The organism is Silvanigrella aquatica, from assembly GCF_001907975.1.
Classification (GTDB): domain Bacteria; phylum Bdellovibrionota_B; class Oligoflexia; order Silvanigrellales; family Silvanigrellaceae; genus Silvanigrella; species Silvanigrella aquatica.
On record NZ_CP017834.1, the window covers coordinates 3,218,286 to 3,239,264 of the forward strand.

Annotated in this window: 19 protein-coding genes; 10 read left to right on the plus strand and 9 right to left on the minus strand. The window is 31.7% G+C overall.

Annotation, left to right across the window (positions count from 1 at the left end; translation table 11 throughout):
- Positions 1-54: 54 nt before the first annotated feature.
- From AXG55_RS13735 to AXG55_RS13745, 3 genes are all read right to left on the minus strand, one after another.
- Positions 55-810, minus strand: a complete 756-nt coding sequence (locus AXG55_RS13735; RefSeq protein WP_148698669.1) for a hypothetical protein — start codon at positions 808-810, stop codon at positions 55-57.
- A gap of 17 nt (positions 811-827) precedes the next feature.
- Complete coding sequence (locus AXG55_RS13740; RefSeq protein WP_148698670.1) at positions 828-2,819, minus strand: S8 family serine peptidase; 1,992 nt, start codon at positions 2,817-2,819, stop codon at positions 828-830.
- A 333-nt stretch (positions 2,820-3,152) separates the two neighbouring features.
- A complete protein-coding gene (locus AXG55_RS13745) occupies positions 3,153-3,773 on the minus strand; it encodes a 5-formyltetrahydrofolate cyclo-ligase (protein WP_148698671.1) in 621 nt (206 codons plus the stop codon).
- A gap of 73 nt (positions 3,774-3,846) precedes the next feature.
- Here AXG55_RS13745 and AXG55_RS13750 point away from each other — a divergent pair, with 73 nt between their 5' ends.
- The 8 genes from AXG55_RS13750 to AXG55_RS13785 all read left to right on the plus strand — a co-directional run bounded on the left by AXG55_RS13750 (position 3,847) and on the right by AXG55_RS13785 (position 11,134).
- Positions 3,847-4,107, plus strand: coding sequence for a hypothetical protein (locus tag AXG55_RS13750; protein ID WP_148698672.1), 261 nt, complete (start codon positions 3,847-3,849; stop codon positions 4,105-4,107).
- Positions 4,108-4,115: 8 nt separating this feature from the next.
- Complete coding sequence (locus AXG55_RS13755) at positions 4,116-5,381, plus strand: DNA methyltransferase (RefSeq protein WP_148698673.1); 1,266 nt, start codon at positions 4,116-4,118, stop codon at positions 5,379-5,381.
- A 76-nt stretch (positions 5,382-5,457) separates the two neighbouring features.
- A complete protein-coding gene (locus AXG55_RS13760) occupies positions 5,458-5,802 on the plus strand; it encodes a hypothetical protein (RefSeq protein ID WP_148698674.1) in 345 nt (114 codons plus the stop codon).
- A gap of 9 nt (positions 5,803-5,811) precedes the next feature.
- Positions 5,812-6,627 carry a MotA/TolQ/ExbB proton channel family protein gene (locus AXG55_RS13765; RefSeq protein ID WP_148698675.1) on the plus strand — a complete coding sequence of 272 codons (816 nt, stop codon included), beginning with the start codon at positions 5,812-5,814 and terminating at the stop codon, positions 6,625-6,627.
- Positions 6,569-7,147: a hypothetical protein gene (locus AXG55_RS13770; RefSeq protein ID WP_148698676.1), complete on the plus strand. Its 579-nt coding sequence runs from the start codon at positions 6,569-6,571 to the stop codon at positions 7,145-7,147. Before AXG55_RS13765 ends, AXG55_RS13770 begins: the two co-directional genes overlap by 59 nt.
- Positions 7,148-7,155: 8 nt before the next feature.
- On the plus strand, positions 7,156-7,698 hold the full coding sequence (locus tag AXG55_RS13775; protein WP_148698677.1) for a hypothetical protein: 543 nt from the start codon (positions 7,156-7,158) through the stop codon (positions 7,696-7,698).
- 5 nt (positions 7,699-7,703) lie between these two features.
- Entirely contained in the window at positions 7,704-9,467 is a 1,764-nt protein-coding gene (locus AXG55_RS13780; protein ID WP_233231242.1) for an AgmX/PglI C-terminal domain-containing protein, read from the plus strand.
- A gap of 11 nt (positions 9,468-9,478) precedes the next feature.
- Positions 9,479-11,134, plus strand: a complete 1,656-nt coding sequence (locus AXG55_RS13785) for a ribonuclease J (protein WP_148698679.1) — start codon at positions 9,479-9,481, stop codon at positions 11,132-11,134.
- A gap of 56 nt (positions 11,135-11,190) precedes the next feature.
- Here the strand turns inward: AXG55_RS13785 and AXG55_RS13790 are convergent, their stop codons facing one another.
- On the minus strand, positions 11,191-12,537 hold the full coding sequence (locus AXG55_RS13790; RefSeq protein WP_148698680.1) for an anaerobic C4-dicarboxylate transporter: 1,347 nt from the start codon (positions 12,535-12,537) through the stop codon (positions 11,191-11,193).
- A gap of 310 nt (positions 12,538-12,847) precedes the next feature.
- Here AXG55_RS13790 and AXG55_RS13795 point away from each other — a divergent pair, with 310 nt between their 5' ends.
- Positions 12,848-13,525: a hypothetical protein gene (locus AXG55_RS13795; RefSeq protein WP_148698681.1), complete on the plus strand. Its 678-nt coding sequence runs from the start codon at positions 12,848-12,850 to the stop codon at positions 13,523-13,525.
- 133 nt (positions 13,526-13,658) lie between these two features.
- Here the strand turns inward: AXG55_RS13795 and AXG55_RS13800 are convergent, their stop codons facing one another.
- Complete coding sequence (locus AXG55_RS13800) at positions 13,659-14,693, minus strand: 3-oxoacyl-ACP synthase III family protein (RefSeq protein WP_148698682.1); 1,035 nt, start codon at positions 14,691-14,693, stop codon at positions 13,659-13,661.
- A gap of 183 nt (positions 14,694-14,876) precedes the next feature.
- Here AXG55_RS13800 and AXG55_RS13805 point away from each other — a divergent pair, with 183 nt between their 5' ends.
- Positions 14,877-16,667: a DNA repair protein RecN gene (locus AXG55_RS13805; protein WP_148698683.1), complete on the plus strand. Its 1,791-nt coding sequence runs from the start codon at positions 14,877-14,879 to the stop codon at positions 16,665-16,667.
- 5 nt (positions 16,668-16,672) lie between these two features.
- Here the strand turns inward: AXG55_RS13805 and AXG55_RS13810 are convergent, their stop codons facing one another.
- The 4 genes from AXG55_RS13810 to AXG55_RS13825 are packed head-to-tail and all read right to left on the minus strand — an operon-like array spanning position 16,673 to position 20,973.
- Positions 16,673-17,917: an MFS transporter gene (locus AXG55_RS13810; RefSeq protein WP_148698684.1), complete on the minus strand. Its 1,245-nt coding sequence runs from the start codon at positions 17,915-17,917 to the stop codon at positions 16,673-16,675.
- A gap of 14 nt (positions 17,918-17,931) precedes the next feature.
- Complete coding sequence (locus AXG55_RS13815; protein WP_148698685.1) at positions 17,932-19,122, minus strand: AMP-binding protein; 1,191 nt, start codon at positions 19,120-19,122, stop codon at positions 17,932-17,934.
- Entirely contained in the window at positions 19,119-20,159 is a 1,041-nt protein-coding gene (locus AXG55_RS13820; protein WP_148698686.1) for an enolase-like domain-containing protein, read from the minus strand. The genes AXG55_RS13815 and AXG55_RS13820 overlap by 4 nt, the downstream gene beginning before the upstream one ends.
- Positions 20,146-20,973, minus strand: a complete 828-nt coding sequence (locus AXG55_RS13825; protein ID WP_272866905.1) for an NRDE family protein — start codon at positions 20,971-20,973, stop codon at positions 20,146-20,148. Before AXG55_RS13825 ends, AXG55_RS13820 begins: the two co-directional genes overlap by 14 nt.
- Between the last annotated feature and the right edge of the window lie 6 nt (positions 20,974-20,979).

Genomic DNA, 20,979 nt, shown 5'->3' on the forward strand with positions numbered 1-20,979 from the left:
TAAATAAAAGTCAGGGCGATGCAAAATTAATTTCGAAAATAAACTGAATTTAAATCACATTGCTGATTTAAAGTTTTCTATGACTTCAACTTTTAAAGAGGATGCGTTAGGATCATTGGCATCACTTGTGAGATTTTCAACCATGGGATTTGCTTCTTTTAATTTTGCTAATGACTCATTGATTTTTAAATCGCTTGGAACTTTAATAATATAAAGACCCATATTTTTGTAAGCTCTAACTATAGAAAATGTGTTATCAGGAATTTGCACTGTGCTTTCAGGATTTATTTTTAAAACAGCATTGCCAGTTAATATACCAAACTTTTTTGTCTTATTATTAAAAGCAACTTTATATTCTTTTTTAGCTTTTAAGCTACTTGAGTTTTTTGACGATGAATTATTTATACTCCTTTTTGAAATATTTTTATCTAAATAAATCTCATAAGATCCCTTATCAATAAAAACTTTTTTATCATTGGTATTTATATCGATATAATTTAAATTTTGTTCACTCTTATTATTTGATAATGATTTCTTATCAACTTTTTTATTTTTAAAGTTTATACTCAAATTATCATATACTGTGTATTCTGTTTCATTTTGAGAAAAACTTTGATCTACAGAAAGTATCGCTTTATTTTCTTTAACTTTTTTCTCATCTTCACTTATATTTGTATCATTTAAAGATACAATCGCATAAGCGCTTTGAGCACTAAAAGCCATAACAGAGTATGTACTTATAAGCATTAATGTATTTTTTAATTTCATGGCATTTCCTTCAAAATTTAAAATTTTAAAATCATTTAGCATAGTAAAAATCCATTAATTTATAATGGATTTTTACTTCCCGAAAACTGCAGTCTTAAACCTTTAACTGTCACATTCTTCGCATTTAAACCGCTATTGATTATTTTAAAAGTCCAAACACCGGCACTGTCTTCGCCGTAAAATGCGTTACTTTGTATTGGCATGCGAACTAAGTTACCATTTTTTGAAAAGGCATTGCCTATATTCCAAATAATACTCTTAGTCCCGCTTGGAGAAGTAAGCTCAATTCCAACATCACCTATAAAATCACTATCTATTGAAACTTCAGCGCGAACAGATTCTATGGCCATATTTAATGTTTTTGGAATTGATTTTAAGCTATATTTGTAGCCATTGGCTCCTGGTGCTACTGTAAATTTTGTTGCATATCCATTTTGTGGATACCAAGGTGCTTCACTATAATCGCCTAACTCAACATCATAATTTTTAGCTAACTTAACAGCTTCTGCTAAATTTATTCTACCAAAACCGTACCAGTTTGAAAAATGATATCCTGCGGCATTGGTAATCCAACCATCTTCGGCTTGATAATCTTCATTATTGGCAACTTTAACTTTGACTCCTGTAAAGTCAGGATCTACTTTAGTCGCCGTTTTTGCTAAAATATATTTTACATCGCGCCATGTTAAATCAGGATTTGCTTCTAGAATAATAGCAACACTTCCCGTCGTTACCGGAGTCGCGGAAGAGGTTCCATTCATTGTATTGGTATAATTAAAATCAGCATTTAAATCATTGCCATCTTCATCCGTAGCTGTGCCAGCATTAAATGAATTTCGAATATTAAAAACATCTTGTAAACCTGCTTCATTATCATAGTCAGTTAATTTGCTCATTCCATAACGGGAACCCGTGACATCGGTTGTCACAATAGCCGGTTCACCCAGAGTCGGGCGTAGGGATGTCCAATCAAATGTTTTTCCAAAACGTTGGTACTGTGAATTTACCCACTCTTTATCAAAACCAAATTCCCCCCCTGGGGCGCTTATCCAAAGCGAAGAACCCGTTGTGGAATAACTTGTTTTTTTACCTTTCGCACTTAAGGCTCCGACAGTAATTACTTCTGCTAAAGTATTATCCGTATTCATATTTGAATTCTGGCAAGTGACACCTAATTTAATTGCCATTTCACAAGCTTTTTTAGTCGCAGGATCGTTACCTAATTTATTAAAACCATTTCCAGCTGCTTTAACATAAAGCGCACCTTTACCATCACGCAATTGTCTTGCACCATATCGATATGCCGTTGTTGAGCCTAAGGTAATCGGGTCATCTGCAGGAATTTGGGAAATATTATTATCGCCATAACTCATGTTAAAAACATCGTTCCCTTTTGAAGCATCAGAGCCGCCAAGAGAGTCAACAAAGTTTTGAAATTGTTGAACGCCCGCTTCATCTTGTATAATATTATATCCTGCTAATTTCGCCCGTGGAGCAATACCCGATCCACCAAATCCTAAATTACTTCGCATAGCTATAATGCCACCCACCATTGTTCCATGATCTTCATCATCTTCAGGAATGGGTGAGGGGTCATTTGCTCTCATTAAATTATCTCTAAAATTTAGAGATTGTGCGCGATCATTCTTTTCAATATTGGGTCGTAATGAAGGGTGGATTATTTGGAGACCAGAATCGACAACACCAACGTAAACACCGTTGCCACTCAAGCAATCTTTTTTCAAAACGGAGTCAGCATTGATATCTTCGCCAGCAACTCCCGCATCAGTTGCAAAAGCATTTTGACCCGTGTTTTTCAGGTGCCATTGATACTTACCAAGAGGGTTTCTCTTTGTATCCGATAAGTCTGTGCAAAACTTTTTGCTATTTATGTCTGATTTAGTGCTCACAGATTCAGAAAATACTTCTTTATTTAAGTAAACAGATTCTTTCATTAAACTCGATTTTTCATTTTTCCCACAAGATGATAAAAAAGATACAACAAAAATAGACGCAGAAATAAGCGCCACATAACCATGATTTGTCCCCATAAAAACACTCCGTTTTCTTGAGTAATTAAACAATTTTTCATTCTTGATTGACTGAACAGCCAAAGTACAAAAAAGTTTTTTTCTTGTCAAATAAATTATGGGTATGTTTTAAAATAAAATTATATAAAATTTTGGTAATCTTTTAAATAAAAAATGATATTATAATTAATTCCTTTATTATGAACGAATACAGGTAATTTAAAAACATAATTAATTCTTTTTAAATTACAGGAAACATTTAAAAAATTCTTTTGAATGATAAAATTTAAAAATAAGAAATTTATTTTATAAAAAAATTTATATAAATTATAAATAAGTATATTTTTTAAAATTTTACCACACAACCAGATCGACTTTGTGATCATTTTTATCAAAAGGAATATTATCAAAAATAAAATCTTCAGAAGGCAAACAAAATACAGAAGTTATCTGCTTATTCATTTTATTAAAAAATCTATCATAGTAACCGCCTCCATACCCAAGACGATACCCCTCTTTGGAAGCCGCAAGACCCGGCACAAAACAAATCATAGGAGGCATATCATAAGTATACTCAAAACAATTTTCATCATGTCTTTCTAAAATATCGTATTTATTTTTAAATAATCCTTCTTTGCCATCGCCATATTCAAACCATAATAAATTACCGTTTTGAGATATTTTAGGAAAAAGCCATTTTTCACCGGCAAAACAAGCGATATCTAATTCATTTTTAATTGGAAAATAACATGATATTAAAATTTTTTTTTGATCTTGCTTCATTTTTAAATGAGAAACCGTCACATTAAGTAATTCAAGAGCTCTAAAAAATTGACGCGCTCCCCAATCTTGAGGTTTGGCGAGTTGCGAGATTTTATTTCTTTCTTCAATCAGAAATTTCCTTAAGATCTTCTTTTGTTCTGCAATTGGCATGTTTAATTGATTTTCCATAAGGACATGGTTTAATTTTCTCATTTCTACCTTGTCGCCTCCTTTTAATTAGAATAACCTATATTTCGTTTGTTAACCTCTTTTAAGGAGAAATGCCATGGCATTGTCAGAAACCCTTGTAAAAATGTCACCTGTGAAAGGTGAATATTACCTTGTAGAACGTGAAAAAATTGATTACCTCTACCGCAATGCTGGGCACAGTGATGAAGACGAAGTTCCTAATTTTATCACTATTGATGGCAAAGAATGCCTTTTTACCGAAAATTTCATTGAAAAAGATGGAAAAGAATATGAAATTGTTATGGTAGCAAATGGATTTTCTTGGGAAGACATCATTATTTATGATGAAGATGAATAACTTAAAAGATGGTGGCTACTCTTTCTTTTAATGGCAAAGAACTTGCAGCAAGCCTGGCATATTCTTCTCCCCGATTCCATTATTTTGAAGCGGGGGCAAATATTCTTTTGTCTTCTGAAATCCTTAAAAAGGAAAATGTTTTAATCAGAGATGACAATCTTGAAGCATTAAAATATATATCACAATTAAATTTTAAATTTAATATCATATATATCGACCCTCCTTATAATACAGGTTCAAAATTCACTTATAACGATCTATTTAAAAATTTTGATGGAATTTCTTCGGTAGACTCATGGCTTTGTATGATGTGGCCACGCCTCATTTTAGCCCACAAAATTCTCAAAGATGATGGCGTGATGTTTATTTCTATTGATGATCGCGAAAATTCAAATCTTACTGTCATGATGCGCGAAATTTTTGGAAAAGAAAATCATATTGGTACTTTAAAATGGAGAAAAAAAAATAAACCCTCTTTTTTAGATAAGCATATTGGTTCTGTTATTGAATATGTATTGATATTTTCAAAAAATAATAATAAACTCTTAAAACTTATTGCCGAAAAAACAACTGAATTAAGCAGACCTGTTTTAAATGCTTCAAATGCAATTTCAAAACGCGTTTTGAAATCGAATACACAAGCAAAATGCTGTGATGGAATTTATAAAAAGGGTATTTATAAAAATAGAACTCTAGAATTTGAAATTGAAAATGATGCGATTATTAAAAATGGTCTACTTTTGAACAATGTTATTGTAAATGGAAAGTTTCGTGTCTCTCAATCCATACTTGATGAAACCGTTTTTATCACAAAATCTTTCGGCCTACGAAGAAGTGTAAAAGATGATGAACAAAAATTTCGTCATGCTACTGATGATGCCACTGTAGATTTTGAAAGCAACGAGGACGCAGAAACTCAGCTTAAAAAAATTTTTAATGGTGAAAAAATCTTTGATTTTCCCAAACCTGTAGGACTTCTGAAAAAAATTCTACAAATGTACCAGCAAAGAAATAATGGAAATATACATTGTCTTGATTTTTTTGCTGGCAGTGCAACCTTTGCCCAAGCAATTTATGAACTGAATTTAGAAAGAAATTTAAACTACACATTTTGCTGCATTCAAAGCGAAGAAAAAATAAATAAAAAATCAATTTATAATAAAATTGAAAGCATTGCAGATATTGCCCAACAAAGAATTAAATACGTTGAAGATAAATATAAAATTTTTCCCAGGTGCAAATTTTTCATACCGATAAGTCAAAATGATGAATAATAAAACTTGAATTAATCAACTAAAAATTACATTATTTCATAGTATAAGAATTAATAATATTATAAAAGGATTTTAAATGCTCTTTTTTGCAAATAAAATTAAAAAATATTATCTTGTTTTTTTAATTTTATTTTCACTTTTATCTAATAAATTAGCCAACTCAGAAGCAGATAAAATTGGCAAAAAAATGATTATTACTCAAACTGAAAAAGAAACTAATAAAGATCCCATTCACATTGAAGGAGAGGCCGAGCCAGCAAGTTTAGCTGACATTCCTTTACCTGAATTTGACTATGATTTTGATTCCTTTGATCTTGGCTATGAGCCTAAAAAAGAACTTATCAGCTTACTAGAAAGACCAGAAGAACTCACAGGAATGAGGGAAAAAGATTTTGCCCAAGAGTTTCAATTTGAGAAGTAAGGGAAAAATATGCTAAATGATATTTTTATCATGTATCGCAATGGTGAGGTAATTCCTTTTATCATATTAGCCATTGTTTCTGTTGGATACATTATTATATTTGAGAAATTTATATTACTTCAATTTGTTTATCGTATTAATTTTGAAAAATTTAATTCCACCATAAAAAAAATGCTCGCCGCAAATGACATGGAAAGAGCTCGCAATTTTACCAAAGCAACTTCGCGCACCTCTGTTCCCATGCTGACACTAAAAGCCATTGATGCCTATGAAAATGACCCCATGCGCGTAAGATCTGTTGTCTCCGAAGAGAGTCTGCGGTTTTTTCCTCGTGTAAGAAGACGTATTAACCAACTTCCCAATTTAGCAGCCGCATGTGTTTTACTTGGAGCTATAGCGACAGTTCAAGGAATTTGGAGATCTTTTAGGATGGTTGAAGGACTTGAGCTTGGTATTAAAAGTTTTGCTTTCACCACGGGACTATCACACGCCCTGTTACCTTTAGCAATTGCTTTGGTAGCAGCCGTACTACTTATGTTACCTTTTGGAATTTTAGATGCCATTGCATGGAGATTAGAAGCCGAAATGGAACACAGCTTATGTGTTATCTTAAACATTTTATCTCCTGAAATGCAGCCTATGTTTACAGGAGGGAGCGGAGGAAGCTCGCAATCCGACTCCGCTGATGGACATTCAGGGGGTGGCGGTGGTGGCTCCGGATTAGATGACGATGGTATGGATAGAGTCGAATCGAAAGGAAGACGCAATGATGTTTCAGACACCGGTGGTCTACAAGAGGTTCCTGACGAAGAAGAAATTATCTAGTTTTGCCTGGACTCACTGGGGATTTGCACTCATTACAACAATTGGTATTGGGTTTCTTTTTACTATTATTGAAATCATAAAAATGCACGACCGCCCAGTAGTCTTTTTTAATTTGCGAACAGTTAATTCTGAGAATACAAAAATATCGAAAATAAAAAATGAAACTTATTTAAATAATAATTCTCCTGTTTTTGTTTTTGAAAAAGAGCATATCCTATTTGGCCCCTTAAGAGGCGTTGTTGCTCCTCGGCCTTATAATGACGTGATGGTGCTTGATATCGATAAAAATTGGAAAGAAGAATTTAAAATAAAGATTGACTATTATGATAATAGAAAAATTTTATTTCCCGCAAAAGTCTTTGGAGTTATTTTCCAGAATGACTATACTTATGAAAAAAATGTTGAAAAATTAATGGACATATTTGATATTATAAACACACAAAATAAAATAATCCAAAAAAATAAAAATGAAAGAATATTTCCTTCAGTTGTACTTATTGATCCTATTAAGTTAAAATGAGGATTGAGATGTTTACTTTTGCTACTAAAAAATTTGGCGTTTGGAAGGAAGAAAGAGCATCTAACGTGATACGTTATGAGATTAATTCACGCCAAATTATTTTTGCATTAGGAATGGCTGCTTTCATGAGTTGGATTTCTTTTATTATCGCAATAAAAGTAAGAGAAGAATTTTATATGATTGAATCCGCACCTCACTCCTATATGAAATTGAATAGCTTAAAAATTTTAGATACTGAATTTTTCTTTAATGAAAGAAAATCTGCCATTACAATCTTTATAACACTAGATAAAAATAATAATATTAAAATTGTATTTGATAGCGGAAAAAGCTTTATTATACCATTTCAAGCAGCTGAATTTTTAGATTACTTTGAAGAAAGAAGACAAAATATCATGCTGACTTCCATGCTTATGCGAATAGAAGATAGATCGATTTCAAGAATTAAAATTTGGCCAGATAAAAATATAAATTTTAAAAATATAAGGTATATTATTAAAATTTTTTCACAATTTGGTTACGATGATTTTGACATAGCAGTTGAAAGGTAGCCATGATGGCGAGCTATAAAAAAAATACAAATAAAAAAATTTTAAACCCAAATTCGTTTTTGTTTATACAAGTATTTCAATCTGGTGCTTTACAAATAGAAAAAAAACTTAAAATAAACACTTTTTTGTCAAAAAAAATAAAAATGGGTGGAAATCCAGAATGCGAACTGTTTATTCCCTTTAGCAGAGGAATTCTAGAATTACCTTTTTTAAAAGTAGGGAGGAGCAAAGTCGAAATCATTCTCGATCCCAGACTTGAAGGATTTATGAGTACAGGTAACAAATATGGAACATTTAAAGAATTCACATCACCTCGTGGTGCTCTATTGCAATTGTCGACTATTGAAGAGCCCATGATTGTTCCTTTAGACTATGGCTCACGTGGAAAAATCCAATTTAATGGATTTGATATTGCATTTAAAATTGAAAAAGAACTTCCTAAACCTAAGCCAATTAAAGTACAAAAAATTGAAAAAAATATTTTTCAATTACCCGAATATGATATTCCAATAGAAAGAAATGTAATTCCCATCAGCTTAATTGCAACAGGATTAACATTTATTCCGGTTTTATTTTGGCTTCTCAATGCTCCTATGGAACCATTGACTGGTTTAATTAATTTACCAAGTGAAGTTGCCGTTCGATTTATTGCTCCAGAAAACATTCGACTCTTACCTTTTGTTTTTAAGAATAAATATGACCCCAATGAAAATGAAAAACTATCAATATTTTGGATTCATGAATTGCAAAAAAGATGGGAGTTTGCTGAAAGAGGAAAAGCAACTCAATCCATTATCCCTTTTTTAAATAATGCCCATAATTATATTGATCCTGCAGCTAAATTAGAAGATTGGGAAAAAAAGATATATAAAAATTATCAAGAATTAGAAGACTATCGCGTCTCATTTCTCGCTGCACGCTATTTTTCATTTTTAAAACCATACCCTGCCATATCCGGAGTTGTTTCTGGTCTAGAGGGTGGATCTCAGTTTGTTACTTTAAAAAAACGATTAAAACAATTAGATGATACTGACAATGCTATTTTAGAATATATGGAAGAAGAACATCTCATCTTAAAAGATTTTTATGAAACTCAACATCGCGCTCGCAAACCAGGCATTGTGGATCCTCCTGCAACGGGGCAAGTGTTAGGGCCACAACCAGATAAATCTTTTAATATTGAATTTAAAAATTATAAAGAAGCAGAAAGAAGTGCTAAATTTGCAGAAGATTCTTACTATCGTCAATCATTCTTAAAAAATATTTCCTTACCAAGTAAAGCAGAAAAAAAGAAATTGACATCATTTTCAAACTCAGTCATATGGATTTCGGGTGACGATCTTATTATGCCATCTGATTTTAGACGTTCTAATAAAAAGAAAGCTGATGAAACAGATTTCTTTAATATGATGCAAAATGCATATTATTCCGTCGGAATTTTTAAAATCCCCCCATTGCCACCACCCAAAGCTATCATTGATAATAAAATGGTTGACTTTGTTATCTTTAATAAAAAAGAAGAAATTCGCTCGTGTTATAATTCTGCTCTTAGAAAGATGCCGGGATTAGAAGGAAACTTAACATTAAGCTGGAAAATTACGCTCAATGGAAAAGCAGAAGATATCGTCATTGTTGATTCAAGCGTGAAAGATAAAAATCTGATAGCGTGTCTTGAATCGCGCGTTATGGTTTGGAACTTTCCCAAACCAAAAAATGGATTTGTCGTTGTCACATATCCCTTTGAATTCGTAGTAACTAAAAAAAAGTGATTGGAAAATAAATGGAATCTTCTTCACTTAAGATCATCCCACTCGGCGGTTGCGGAGAAATTGGGATGAACATGACAATTCTTTGTGTCATGGATAGATATTTTTTTATCGACGCAGGTGCCCTATTCCCTGATGCGTCTCTACTCGGAGTCGATCTCATTCTTCCCGACACTTCATATATTGATGAAAATCATATTCAACCCGATGCCTGGCTGATCACGCACGGACATGAAGATCACATTGGTGCATTATCTTATTTATTTAAAAAATATCCAGCACCTATTTATGGAACAGAATTTACGATTGAATTAATTAAATCAAAATTTGAGGAAGCAGATATATTTGATGCTATTTTTAATACTTGGGGATTTTTTGAACCCATTTATTTTAGAAATATGAAAGTAACAGTCTTTCCTGTCAATCATAGCATTGCTGATGCATCGGGTTTATTTTTTGAGACAAAACTCGGAAATATTCTGCATATGGGCGATTTTAGAATTGATTATTCGCCTCCTGAAAAAAGCATGACTCATAAAAATGTTGAAAAAGCGATTGGTAACAAATCTGTTACTTTAATGATGAGCGATAGTACCAACTCTTTTCAAATAGGAACCGATATGAGTGAAGCGGATGTTTCACCTCATATTATCGATTATCTTGAAAAAGAAAAGGGAATTGTGATTATTGCCACTTTTGCAAGTAATATTTGGCGATTGCAGAGTGTCCTTGAAGCTGCTTATTTAACAGGAAGAAAAATTGTTTTATTTGGCAGATCCTTACTTAAAAACACAGAAATAGCCAGTCGACTGGGTTTATTAAATTTTTCACAAAATATTTTTATTGAAATGCAAGACATATCTAAATATCCCAGACATGAAATTTGTATTCTTTGTACGGGAAGCCAAGGAGAATCATTTGCTGGACTTCATCGTCTCGCTTGGAATAATGTTTCAGAATTTAAAGTTGATTCTGAAGATACCATTATTTTTTCATCGCGTATTATTCCAGGAAATGAAAAACCCATTGAAAATCTAATCACACAATTTACAAGAATAGGTTGCCAAGTCATCACAGGCAGAGAAAATAAATCAATACATGTGAGTGGTCATGGGTACCAGGAAGATCTTATCACCTGCATTAATGTCGCCAAACCTATTTCATTTTTACCCGTCCACGGCACATACCGTCATTTAAAAAAGCACAGAGAAATTGCCATTTCATGCGGAATTGCTCCTGAAAATTCTTTTTTAGCAGAAAACGGAGATGTCGTTGTTGTCGGTCCTCAAATTAGGGGAGTTGTCGATACTGTTGTTTCGGGAAGAGATTATGTTTGTCCTGGAGGAATTTTTTCACAATCCAGTCAAATTTATAAAGAAAGAGTGGCGCTTATACATGGAGGTGTTGTTGCCATTTCCCTTGTGTTTGAGAGCAATGGTTATGATATTATTTCGGAAGCATCAGTTTCTTTAAAAGGTGTTCCTTTAGATCCAAAAGAACTTACCAAAAAAATTCCCCTCATTTTTAAAAGTGTTTATGAAGCTGTCATAAAAAGAAGAAATTTTAGCGAAGAACTACTGAAAGAAGAACTGAGAATTGCTGTGCGTAAGTATATTGAAAAAAGATTAAATTTTAAATCAAATATTTTAATTTTATTCCAAAGAATTTAATACTGTAAAATATAGATATGGATGAAATATCCATGGTAAATTTTAATTTATTTAAATTAAAAGGCAATTTTTACTAATAAATATCCTACGAAACAACTTGTACTCACGCCAATAAATCCTGGTAAAATAAAGCTATGATTTATAATATATTTACCAATTCGTGTTGTTCCAGAACGATCGAATCCAATACAAGCAAGATCGCTTGGGTATGTTGGTAATAAATAATACCCGTAAGCAGCAGGCATAAACGCTACTATAAGTTTAGGATCAACTCCCAAGCTTATACCTAAAGGAACAATAGCGGTGATGGCTGCTGCTTGACTATTTACCATTGTAGAAACAAATAAGAGAACTATGGCATATGTCCAAGGATAAATTTTAACAATATCCATCAAACTATTTTCTAATAATATAAAATGTGCATCAAAAAAAGTATCTGCCATCCAAGCAACACCAAAAACGCATAATACCGCAGCCATTCCTGCTTTAAAAATGGCACCACTGGGAACTTCCTGAGCTTTAACTTTACAAATAATTAGCATAATTGATGCTGATACCAACATGATCATTTGAATAATTAAATTCATCGATAAAATTTGCGTTTTTCCATCTATAATAAAATGCGGACGTAAATTTTCAAAGGCTCCAAAAATTACAACAACAATTGTTGTTGCTATAAATATCCATGTTGCCCAGTAAGATTCTTTTGGAAATTTTTTATTTATCAGACTGCCTTGCGAATCTCCATAAATATAATTTTTTTGTTCCGGATCTTTTAATTTTTGTTGAAATTCTTTGTCTTTATTTAAGTCTTTGCCACGACGCAAACTCCAAAATGAGGCAACAAGAACGCCAATAAATGAAGAGGGAATAGCCACTTTTAATAAATCAATTAAACCTACAGAAATCCCAATGCCATGAGATTCTGCTAAAATCGAAACCATAGAAACAACGGCCACAGACATTGGAGAGGCGCACACTCCTATTTGTGATGCCACCGATGCAACAGCCATGGGACGCTCGGGTCGGATATTTTTTTTAATGGCAATATCATAAATTATGGGAAACATAGTATAAACGACATGACCTGTGCCACAAATAACGGTTAAAGTCCAAGTTGTTAAGGGAGCCAATATTGTTATATAAGAAGGATTTTTACGTAACAATTTTTCGGCAAATTTCATCATCACATTTAAACCACCTGCCGTTTGTAAAACAGAGGCACATGAAATCACAGCGATGATCGTGAGCATAACACCCACAGGAGGATCTCCTGGCTTCAAGCCAAATACAAATGTGAGAATAAAAAGCCCGACGCCACTTATGACACCAAGACTTATACCTCCTAAACGACTTCCTATTAAGAGACATCCTAAAATGACTAAAAACTGCATAAAAATCATATTAAAATTGCTCTCCTTTAAATATTATTAACTTAACATCATTTGCTCAAAAAAGAACCGTATTATAAAATGTATATTCATTTTCTATATTTACTTTGTTTTGAAACTTTTAAAGTCAAAAACGAATTCAATTATCTCACAAATAGTATTTAAAATATACTATGAAAATAAATATTATAAAAGTATTTTAAAATTCAAAAAAAATAATATACAATTACTTTTTATATTTTAATTATTTTTGTTTAATTAAATGTATAAAATGGAAAATAAATTGCGATTTTCTAATTTTAGAATAATTTTTGGAGTTATTATGAATCATAATAAATTTGATTTTAGTCTACTTAATGATAAATATTTTTTTGAAACTGCTCAGTGTTTAAAATATGTCCTCACTTATAGTGAACCTATGGGAAAATACTTAATAACCAATGAAGAAGAAAACACATCCTTTGTTGATGAACTTTTAATTCATGCAGCCAAACAGAATTTATCGTGGGTTGCTATTGATAGTGCAACACAAAAAGTTGTTGCTGCTCGCATTATGTCTGATGCTTCTTATCAATTAAACTTCCATCCCGAAACAGAAAAAGTAAAAATAATCTTTAATTTACTTGATTCCATATATTTAAATCATGAAAATGAATTCAATGTATTGCCAAAGACAACTTTACATACTAAACTTACCGCTGTTCTTCCTGAATATCAAAGGCAAGGATTACTAAAATCACTTTATAAAATTTCATCTCACCATGCAAAAAAACAAGGATTTAAATATTGCATTGGAGAAGCAACAAATAAACATAATTTAAATTTTTTAAAGAAAGAAACGAAATGCGAAATTTTGAATCGTATAGAATATAAAAAATTTAACTATCAGGGCACATGTCCATTCGCAAATATGGAAGAACACATTGAGTGCTGCCTGTATAAATATCCACTACAATTTTATCCGGAAGACTATTTTTTCTATTTAGACAAACACTCTTAATCCATAATAATTCATTGAACTATTTGCTACTGTTATTTATTTAATTTATTTTCAGAAAAATACTTGGGATATTAAGAAAAAATATATCATAAAGCAAAAAAATAATGATATATTTTTTCTTAATATCTCCATTTTACAAACGAATTAAACTACCACCCCAAGTAAATCCAGCACCAAAAGCTACAGTTAAAATAAGGTCTCCCCTTTTAATGCGACCTTGTTCAAGAGCTTCATTTATGCAAATGGGAATTGTAGCCGAGGTTGTATTTCCATATTTCTGGATATTATTAAAGACTTTATCAGGAGAAAGCTCCATTTTCTCTCTCACCATTTCACTAATGCGCAGGTTTGCTTGATGAGGTATAAGGCATGCAATATCATTTGCGGTAATTTTGTGTTTTTTCATTAACGTTTCGGCTACTTCACACATTCTGTTCACGGCATGCTTAAATACGGCGCGGCCTTCCATTTTAGGGTGCCAATCACCAGTGGCATGAGTTTCTTCTGTTAAAAATCCTCGGGTCGCCGTTCCTGGCGAGCGAATAAGTAACAATTCAGCACCAACTCCATCACTTCCGAGAATGGTGTCAATCACGCCTGAGCTTTGATTATCAACACGTGGCATTTCGGACTCAGAACACTCCTGAGCTTCACAAACAACGGCAGCAGCACCATCACCAAATAAAACAGCCACATTTCTTCCGTTGGTATTTAATTCAAGAAGTTTGCTTTGCACATCAGAAAAAACTAATAAAATTCTTTTATATTGACCGCTTTGAATCATTGCCTGAGCCATTTGTGTCGCATACACAAATGCGCTACACTGCACACGAATATCAATGGCAGGAATGGTTGGGAAACCTAACTTATGCTGCACAATAGGTGCAATTCCTGGAAAATAAAAGTCAGGAGAGAGAGTCGAAGCAATGATATAATCAAAATCTTGCGGACTAAGTTTAGATTCCGTTAATACTTTTTTAACGGCCTCTATAGCAAGATCAGAAGTTGAGGTAGGTTCTTCCACAAAACGTCGTTCTTTAATTCCCGAACGCTCAGTGATCCAGGTATCGTTTGTATCCATAAGTTTGCTAAGATCGTCGTTTGTCACTCTTCCTGGGGGAAGATAACGCGAAAAATGGGTCATAACTGTCTTATAATATTTTGCCATGCTTATACTCTCCTCTAGCAACCATGACTTTAGAAAGTCTAGGACTCCCTACCTCAAGTAGCATATCATGGCAAATTTTATTGATTATGCAAGATTTTTGCTCATAATATAACGCGTCCATACAGTAAAGACAATGACATGTTCTCACTGTATAATAAGCATCATAATTTTGAAGGATAATAGATGTTAAAACAGCTTAATATTCAAAACCTTGCCATTGCTGAAAACATTTCTGTGCAATTTCAAAAAGGACTCAACGTCATAACAGGAGAAACGGGAGCGGGAAAATCACTTCTTGTCGATGCTCTCTGCTTATTAAGAGGATGTCGTGTTGACACAACGCTCATTCGAACAGGACACGAAAGCGCCCAAGTAACAGGGGTATTTATTCCTCTCCACAATTCCTCACAAATTTATAATTTACTTGAAGAATTAGGAATCCCACTTTATTGTGATGATCCTAATGAAATTGTTATTAAAAGATTTATTCAACGAAATGGCAAACATCGAGCTACTATTAACGAAAATTTGGTCAGTTCAAAAATTTTGCAATTAATCTCGGGTGAATTGATCGATATTAGCAGTCAATTTGAAAATCAAAGACTATTAGATAATGAAACCCATACTTCATTTCTGGATGAGTTTTCTGGAAATCAATACACATTTAAAAAATTTTCTCATTATTTCAATCAGGCTCATGAACTTCTTAAGCAATTAAAAAATTTATTAGTTGAGCAAGATTTAATTAGAAGGGAAAAAAATTTATATGAATTTGAACTTTCACAAATTGATACTGCACAAATTTCAAAAGTTGAATTTAAACAGATTGAGGAAAAAATTTCATTAGGAAACAAAGCAAATATATCAAAAAGAATTTGTTCAGAAATCAACATGAATTTATGCAATAGTGATATTAACTGTTTAGACCTACTTAAATACAGTAGAAAAAACATTGAAAAACTTGTAAAAATATCGGGACATTCCGATGTCATAAAAAACCTTGAGCAAATTGATGGTATTATTGCACTTCTCGAAGAGCTTAATAATAGCATAGAGTTAACTTCAAACAAATTTGACATTGACGAGACAGAACTCAACCAAGCGACAAAAAGAATTGAAGAATATAATAAACTCCTCATCAAATTTGGCCCCACAATTGACGACATAGAATGTTACAAAACAAAATGTGAAGAATTTCTTTCAAAAGCTGAAGGCATTGAAAATGAGATGAAAAATGTGGCTCAAAAATGTGAACTAGTCATGGAACATTGTATTTTATTATCACAAGAATTGAAGAAATCACGCCAAGAGAAGTTAAATTTTATTTCTCAATCTGTACAAAAAGAAATGTCTGAACTCGGTATGCCAAAAGCGAAATTTATTTGTGAGTTAAAGGAAAATCAAAATAATTTAGACATTGCTAAAATTACAGGACTCAATCAAATTCCGATTTCTCAAAAAACATTAAAATTATTTTATTCTATCGCAAAATCAGGATCTGAAAAAGCTCAATTTCTTTTGAGTACGAATTTAGGAATGGAAGCTCAACCTATAGAAAAAATAGCCAGTGGAGGAGAATTATCAAGAATCATGCTTGCTATTAAAAATGTATTATTTGGTGAGGAAGCCATGAGTGTTTTTGTATTTGATGAAATTGATACGGGCATAAGTGGTAATATTGCTGCAAAAGTAGGAAGAAAACTTTCTGAATTTTGCAAAAGCTCAGATGGTGAAATAACCCGTCAAGCTTTGTGCATAACGCATCTGGCACAAGTCGCATGTTATGCTCAAAATCATTTTATTGTTTCAAAAGAAGTTAAAGACAATAAAACGGTCACGAAAATTGTTCAAGCAGATTATGAAGAAAAATTAAATGAAATAGCAATATTGCTTTCTGGGGAAGAAATAAGTCTAGAAAGTATTGCACAAGCTAAAGTACTTGTAAGCGAAGCTCAAAAAGAATTACTTATATAAAAAAACTAAAATCTTTTTAAATCATTATTATCTGAAAATTTTCCCTCATAAAAATCTAATGAAGAAGAATTTGTTTCTTTTAAAAATAAAAGACAAAATGTGGCTACTAAAAAAAATAGAGATGCAGCAACAGTTAAACCAATCCAAATTGCACTAAATTGCATTGAAATCCAAGGAATAAATGAATTCATAAAAACGAGTGAACATCGCGCAAAATTAGAAATAACAGAAGAAGCGATAGCTCTTTGGTTGGTACCAAAACTCTCCACTGCAAAAACCATAAATAAACCAAGGTAACCGCTAATAAATCCGATTAAAAATAAAATAAAATAATAAAATTCAATTGTAATATAATGCCCTAATGAAAATAAACTGACAGTTATTGTCATCAGTAATAGCGCTATAAAAATTCCTTTTTTTCGACTTGAAATTAATTGCGATAAAAATGGGAAAAAGTAAGAACCGATAAAAGAACCAACAAAAAATATGCCCAAAGAAAATCCTTGACTTATTCCATCCTTTATACCAATTGATTTTGCAATTTCAGGAGCAAAATTTACAAAAAATGCCATAAACCAAAAGGGAATAAGAATGGCAATAAGAGCAATTAATTTTAGAAAAGATTTTTTATTTAAAATTAATAATTTTAAACTACCCCTAGTAATATGCTTTTTATTTTTTATGTCACGAAAGATACGTGAGTCAATCAATGAAAAACGTAGCAACAGCAACAATAAACCTGCAATACCGCCGACAACAAAAATTACCTGCCAAGGAAATAAGCTTCCGATTAAAGCAGCTAAAATTCCACCTAAAACGCCAAAAGAATAAATAATTCCTGAAGTCATACCTCGTTTTGAAGCTGGCAATAATTCGCTAATCAAAGTAATTGACGCCGCAAACTCACCCGCTAGTCCCACACCAGATAGAAATCTCATAGCAGCAAATAACGGAACAGTGGTTACAAAAGCATTTGCAATAATAGCAATAGAATAAAGCATAATACCTGCACGAACAGCTGACATTCGCCCATATTTATCCGCCCAAATTCCGCTTAAAATACCACCTACCACAAGACCTATAGCTTGCGCATTAAACATTAATGAGCTCACTTGCATAAAATCATCTTTGCTCACACCTAAGGACTGCAAAGCAGGAATACGAACTGCAGCAAATATAGTGAGATCAAAAAAATCTATCATATATCCAATTGCTAAAACGATAATTATAAATTTAGGATTATTTCGCATTTTTATTTTCCAAACTATGAATTGCAAATAAAATTTATATTTGAAAGCAATTGTGTTCTTTTTAATTTACCGAGATTAGTTCTTGGAATGTGATCAACATAATATACTTCTTTGATTTTTTCAAAAGGAAAACATCTTTTATTAAACTCTGATAGAACTCTATTTTTGAAATTTTCATTATTTTTACTTTTATTATTTAAAACAAGGCAAATTTTATTTTCCAAACGAAAATCAGATTTAGAAATAATTGCCATATCTTCACATAAAGACAGATCAGATTTAACATCAGTTAAAATATTATCTAACCTATTTAAAGAAACACTTTCACCAGATATTTTTACAACGTCGTCACTTCTACCAATTATTTGTAAGTAGGAATTATTTATGTTTCCTACATCCGAAGTCAAAATATATTTTTGTTCATCAAAAGAATCTTCTGGAAAATTATTTTTACAATCAAAAAAAGTAAATTCGCCATTTTCTAGAAAAATATATCCTGTTAAAAGTGAATCCCCCGAAATACAAATTTTTCCATTTTCCATTGTTCGAATATAGATATGATCTAAAATTTTTAATTCAGGCAAAGAATTATAATTCCATAAAAATCCTCTTTCAGCTGTAGCAACTTGCGAACAGCATTCCGTCATTCCATAGCTTGGTAGCAAAGGCCAGCCTAAAAATTTTGCTTTTTCATATAAAGTATAAGAAAGAGAACCACCGCCGACCACAACGGCTTTTAAGGAAGCCGGACACAAGCAATTATTTTGTACTAAATCAAAAACTTGTGTGGGAACTAAGGAAGTGATGGTAACTTTATTTAATTCAATTTCTTTCTTGAAATGAAATGGATTCCATTTCATATTCTCAGAATATAAATTAATTAATTTGGCACCACTTAAATAGGATCTTGAAAAAGTTGATAAACCACCTATGTGAAAGTGAGGCAATGGATTTAAAATGACATCATTTGCATTACAATTTAAATGTTTATTAACAGATTCAGAAGAAATTAAAATTGCCGATTTTTTTAAAGCAACTAATTTGATATCAGCAGGATTGATTGCTGTAGAACCCGAAGTAGCAAGTAATATATGCGATTGTAAATTAAATTTATTTATAACTTTAGGAAAATCAATATTTAAATAAGAGAGTGTCCTTGGATTCAAAAAAAGATACGATTGTTCTGATTGCCAATTGATATTCATAACAATCTCCTCCAAACTTCATTTTTCAGTAAACCATCAAAACCAAACCCTGTTCCTTCAAAAGAAGGAATAAGTTTTGTATCATGAATTTCAAAAGTCTCTGAATAAATATTTTTCTCATAAAGATTGTGCGTTAAAAAACCGCAATGAGACTGATTTATATTAGCTATATTATTTTTATAAAATAAAGCGGCCTCATATAGAGCAGTTAATTGTCCAAAAGGATGGTCCATATAACTTGTAAAAAGCACAGGTAAATTTTTACCTTTCAAATTAAAAATATCATTTATTTTTTGTAGAGCAGGTTTTATAATTATAAAATCTACTATATTATTATTCTTATTAAAATCACCATAAAACCTGTCTAATGCCATATTCAAATATGGAAATTTATTTTTTATTTCTACCCATTGGTTTATGTTAAAAGGAATTGGATCTTCAATAAAGTGAATGACGTCTAAACAATCCTTAATATTTTCTAAAAAATGATTTATCTGATTTAAATTTAAAGTAGAATTAAAATCCAAACGCAATTTGATATTATTATTCTTCAGCTGTGGTGTTATTTTTTTTATTTGGATATATTCTTCGGCTAATGACATTCCACATTTTAATTTTATAAACGAAAATCCAAGCTGATTTAAATTTTCAATATATTTCTCGTTTAAGCTAAATAAATTCACACAAGTATAGTGATTTTTTGGCAAAATAATATCTTGAAAAATGTTGCATTTTAAAGCTCGATATTGAGCATCTATGTATGCAAAAAAAAGACTTTTTTCGAGATGGGAATTATAGATGCCTCTTGCTAAATTTTCAATTTGCTTTGATAAGGGGATGTCTCCTAATGTCTCCCAAGAAAAACAATCTGAATATCCAAACCCTACATCCCTAAATGCAAATTTTAATAAAGCTCCTTCTTTATCTTGAGCTCCGTTTTCTTTTGCATTTAGAGCATAGATAGGTTTTAAATTATATTTTGCATATTCAATATTCTCAATATTTAATTTTAAACTATTTATATTAAGCAATTTCATGATATTTTAAAACAATCTTTTTTTCATTATCCACTTCAGATTTGATACTGTAATTTTGCTCATAAAGAAATCTTGATTTATTGGCTTCTATTCCAAAAAATAAGGTCGATCGCGTGCCGTATTTTTCTCCCTGAATAAAAAGTGATGATAACACCATTTCCCATTCTGCAGGAACCCCTGTATTGGGCAAAGTTGACATAGGATATTTATTTGGATTTGTCATCTGTTTTTTAAAAAAATTCCAATAAAAATCTGCACTTTTTTCGGAAGAGGGCGATAAAAAAGAATCAAAAATATTTTTAGTGAAAGTGACTTTGGGCCAATTAGAATCTATTTTACCGTTACTTAATCCATAAATTTTTTTTTCATGAGCCCCATAGTGATGCAATATTTTGAACTCTCCATCCTTACTATGAAAATAATAAATTGAACTTGAATCTGAAAAAATAATATTAAATAAATTATACTCAGGAGAAATCTCATTTAATATTTTTAAATATTCTTTGGCTGATAAAGATGAATTTAAATAGTTTAAAATAATTTCTCCACGAGATTTCACACCATTTTTAATCGATAAAGGATCTCTAATGTTAGTTAGAATTGCCCATTTACCCATATAATGATTTTCACAGGCAAACCATGTTCCTTTTTGTTCTTCATCACGAGGGGCAATAATGGAATTACCATAATAATTAAAATTTTGATTCCAACCTTGCAGAGGAGAACTTCTACGTTTTTTCACTTCATCGCGATTTGAAATAAGAATAACCGGTATGTTTTTCATATAATTTATTATTAAAAATAAAGTACACAATCTGAA

What these genes read in the sequence shown, in the direction of transcription:
- AXG55_RS13735 (WP_148698669.1), bottom strand. Translation starts at nt 810, where the DNA reads ATGCTAAATGATTTTAAAATTTTAAATTTTGAAGGAAATGCCATGAAA.
- AXG55_RS13815 (WP_148698685.1), bottom strand. Translation starts at nt 19,122, where the DNA reads ATGAATATCAATTGGCAATCAGAACAATCGTATCTTTTTTTGAATCCA.
- AXG55_RS13760 (WP_148698674.1), top strand. Translation starts at nt 5,458, where the DNA reads ATGCTCTTTTTTGCAAATAAAATTAAAAAATATTATCTTGTTTTTTTA.
- AXG55_RS13805 (WP_148698683.1), top strand. Translation starts at nt 14,877, where the DNA reads ATGTTAAAACAGCTTAATATTCAAAACCTTGCCATTGCTGAAAACATT.
- AXG55_RS13790 (WP_148698680.1), bottom strand. Translation starts at nt 12,537, where the DNA reads ATGATTTTTATGCAGTTTTTAGTCATTTTAGGATGTCTCTTAATAGGA.
- AXG55_RS13755 (WP_148698673.1), top strand. Translation starts at nt 4,116, where the DNA reads ATGGTGGCTACTCTTTCTTTTAATGGCAAAGAACTTGCAGCAAGCCTG.
- AXG55_RS13765 (WP_148698675.1), top strand. Translation starts at nt 5,812, where the DNA reads ATGCTAAATGATATTTTTATCATGTATCGCAATGGTGAGGTAATTCCT.
- AXG55_RS13740 (WP_148698670.1), bottom strand. Translation starts at nt 2,819, where the DNA reads ATGGGGACAAATCATGGTTATGTGGCGCTTATTTCTGCGTCTATTTTT.
- AXG55_RS13785 (WP_148698679.1), top strand. Translation starts at nt 9,479, where the DNA reads ATGGAATCTTCTTCACTTAAGATCATCCCACTCGGCGGTTGCGGAGAA.
- AXG55_RS13820 (WP_148698686.1), bottom strand. Translation starts at nt 20,159, where the DNA reads ATGAAATTGCTTAATATAAATAGTTTAAAATTAAATATTGAGAATATT.
- AXG55_RS13795 (WP_148698681.1), top strand. Translation starts at nt 12,848, where the DNA reads ATGAATCATAATAAATTTGATTTTAGTCTACTTAATGATAAATATTTT.
- AXG55_RS13770 (WP_148698676.1), top strand. Translation starts at nt 6,569, where the DNA reads ATGATGTTTCAGACACCGGTGGTCTACAAGAGGTTCCTGACGAAGAAG.
- AXG55_RS13780 (WP_233231242.1), top strand. Translation starts at nt 7,704, where the DNA reads ATGGCGAGCTATAAAAAAAATACAAATAAAAAAATTTTAAACCCAAAT.
- AXG55_RS13745 (WP_148698671.1), bottom strand. Translation starts at nt 3,773, where the DNA reads ATGAGAAAATTAAACCATGTCCTTATGGAAAATCAATTAAACATGCCA.
- AXG55_RS13750 (WP_148698672.1), top strand. Translation starts at nt 3,847, where the DNA reads ATGGCATTGTCAGAAACCCTTGTAAAAATGTCACCTGTGAAAGGTGAA.
- AXG55_RS13810 (WP_148698684.1), bottom strand. Translation starts at nt 17,917, where the DNA reads ATGCGAAATAATCCTAAATTTATAATTATCGTTTTAGCAATTGGATAT.
- AXG55_RS13800 (WP_148698682.1), bottom strand. Translation starts at nt 14,693, where the DNA reads ATGGCAAAATATTATAAGACAGTTATGACCCATTTTTCGCGTTATCTT.
- AXG55_RS13775 (WP_148698677.1), top strand. Translation starts at nt 7,156, where the DNA reads ATGTTTACTTTTGCTACTAAAAAATTTGGCGTTTGGAAGGAAGAAAGA.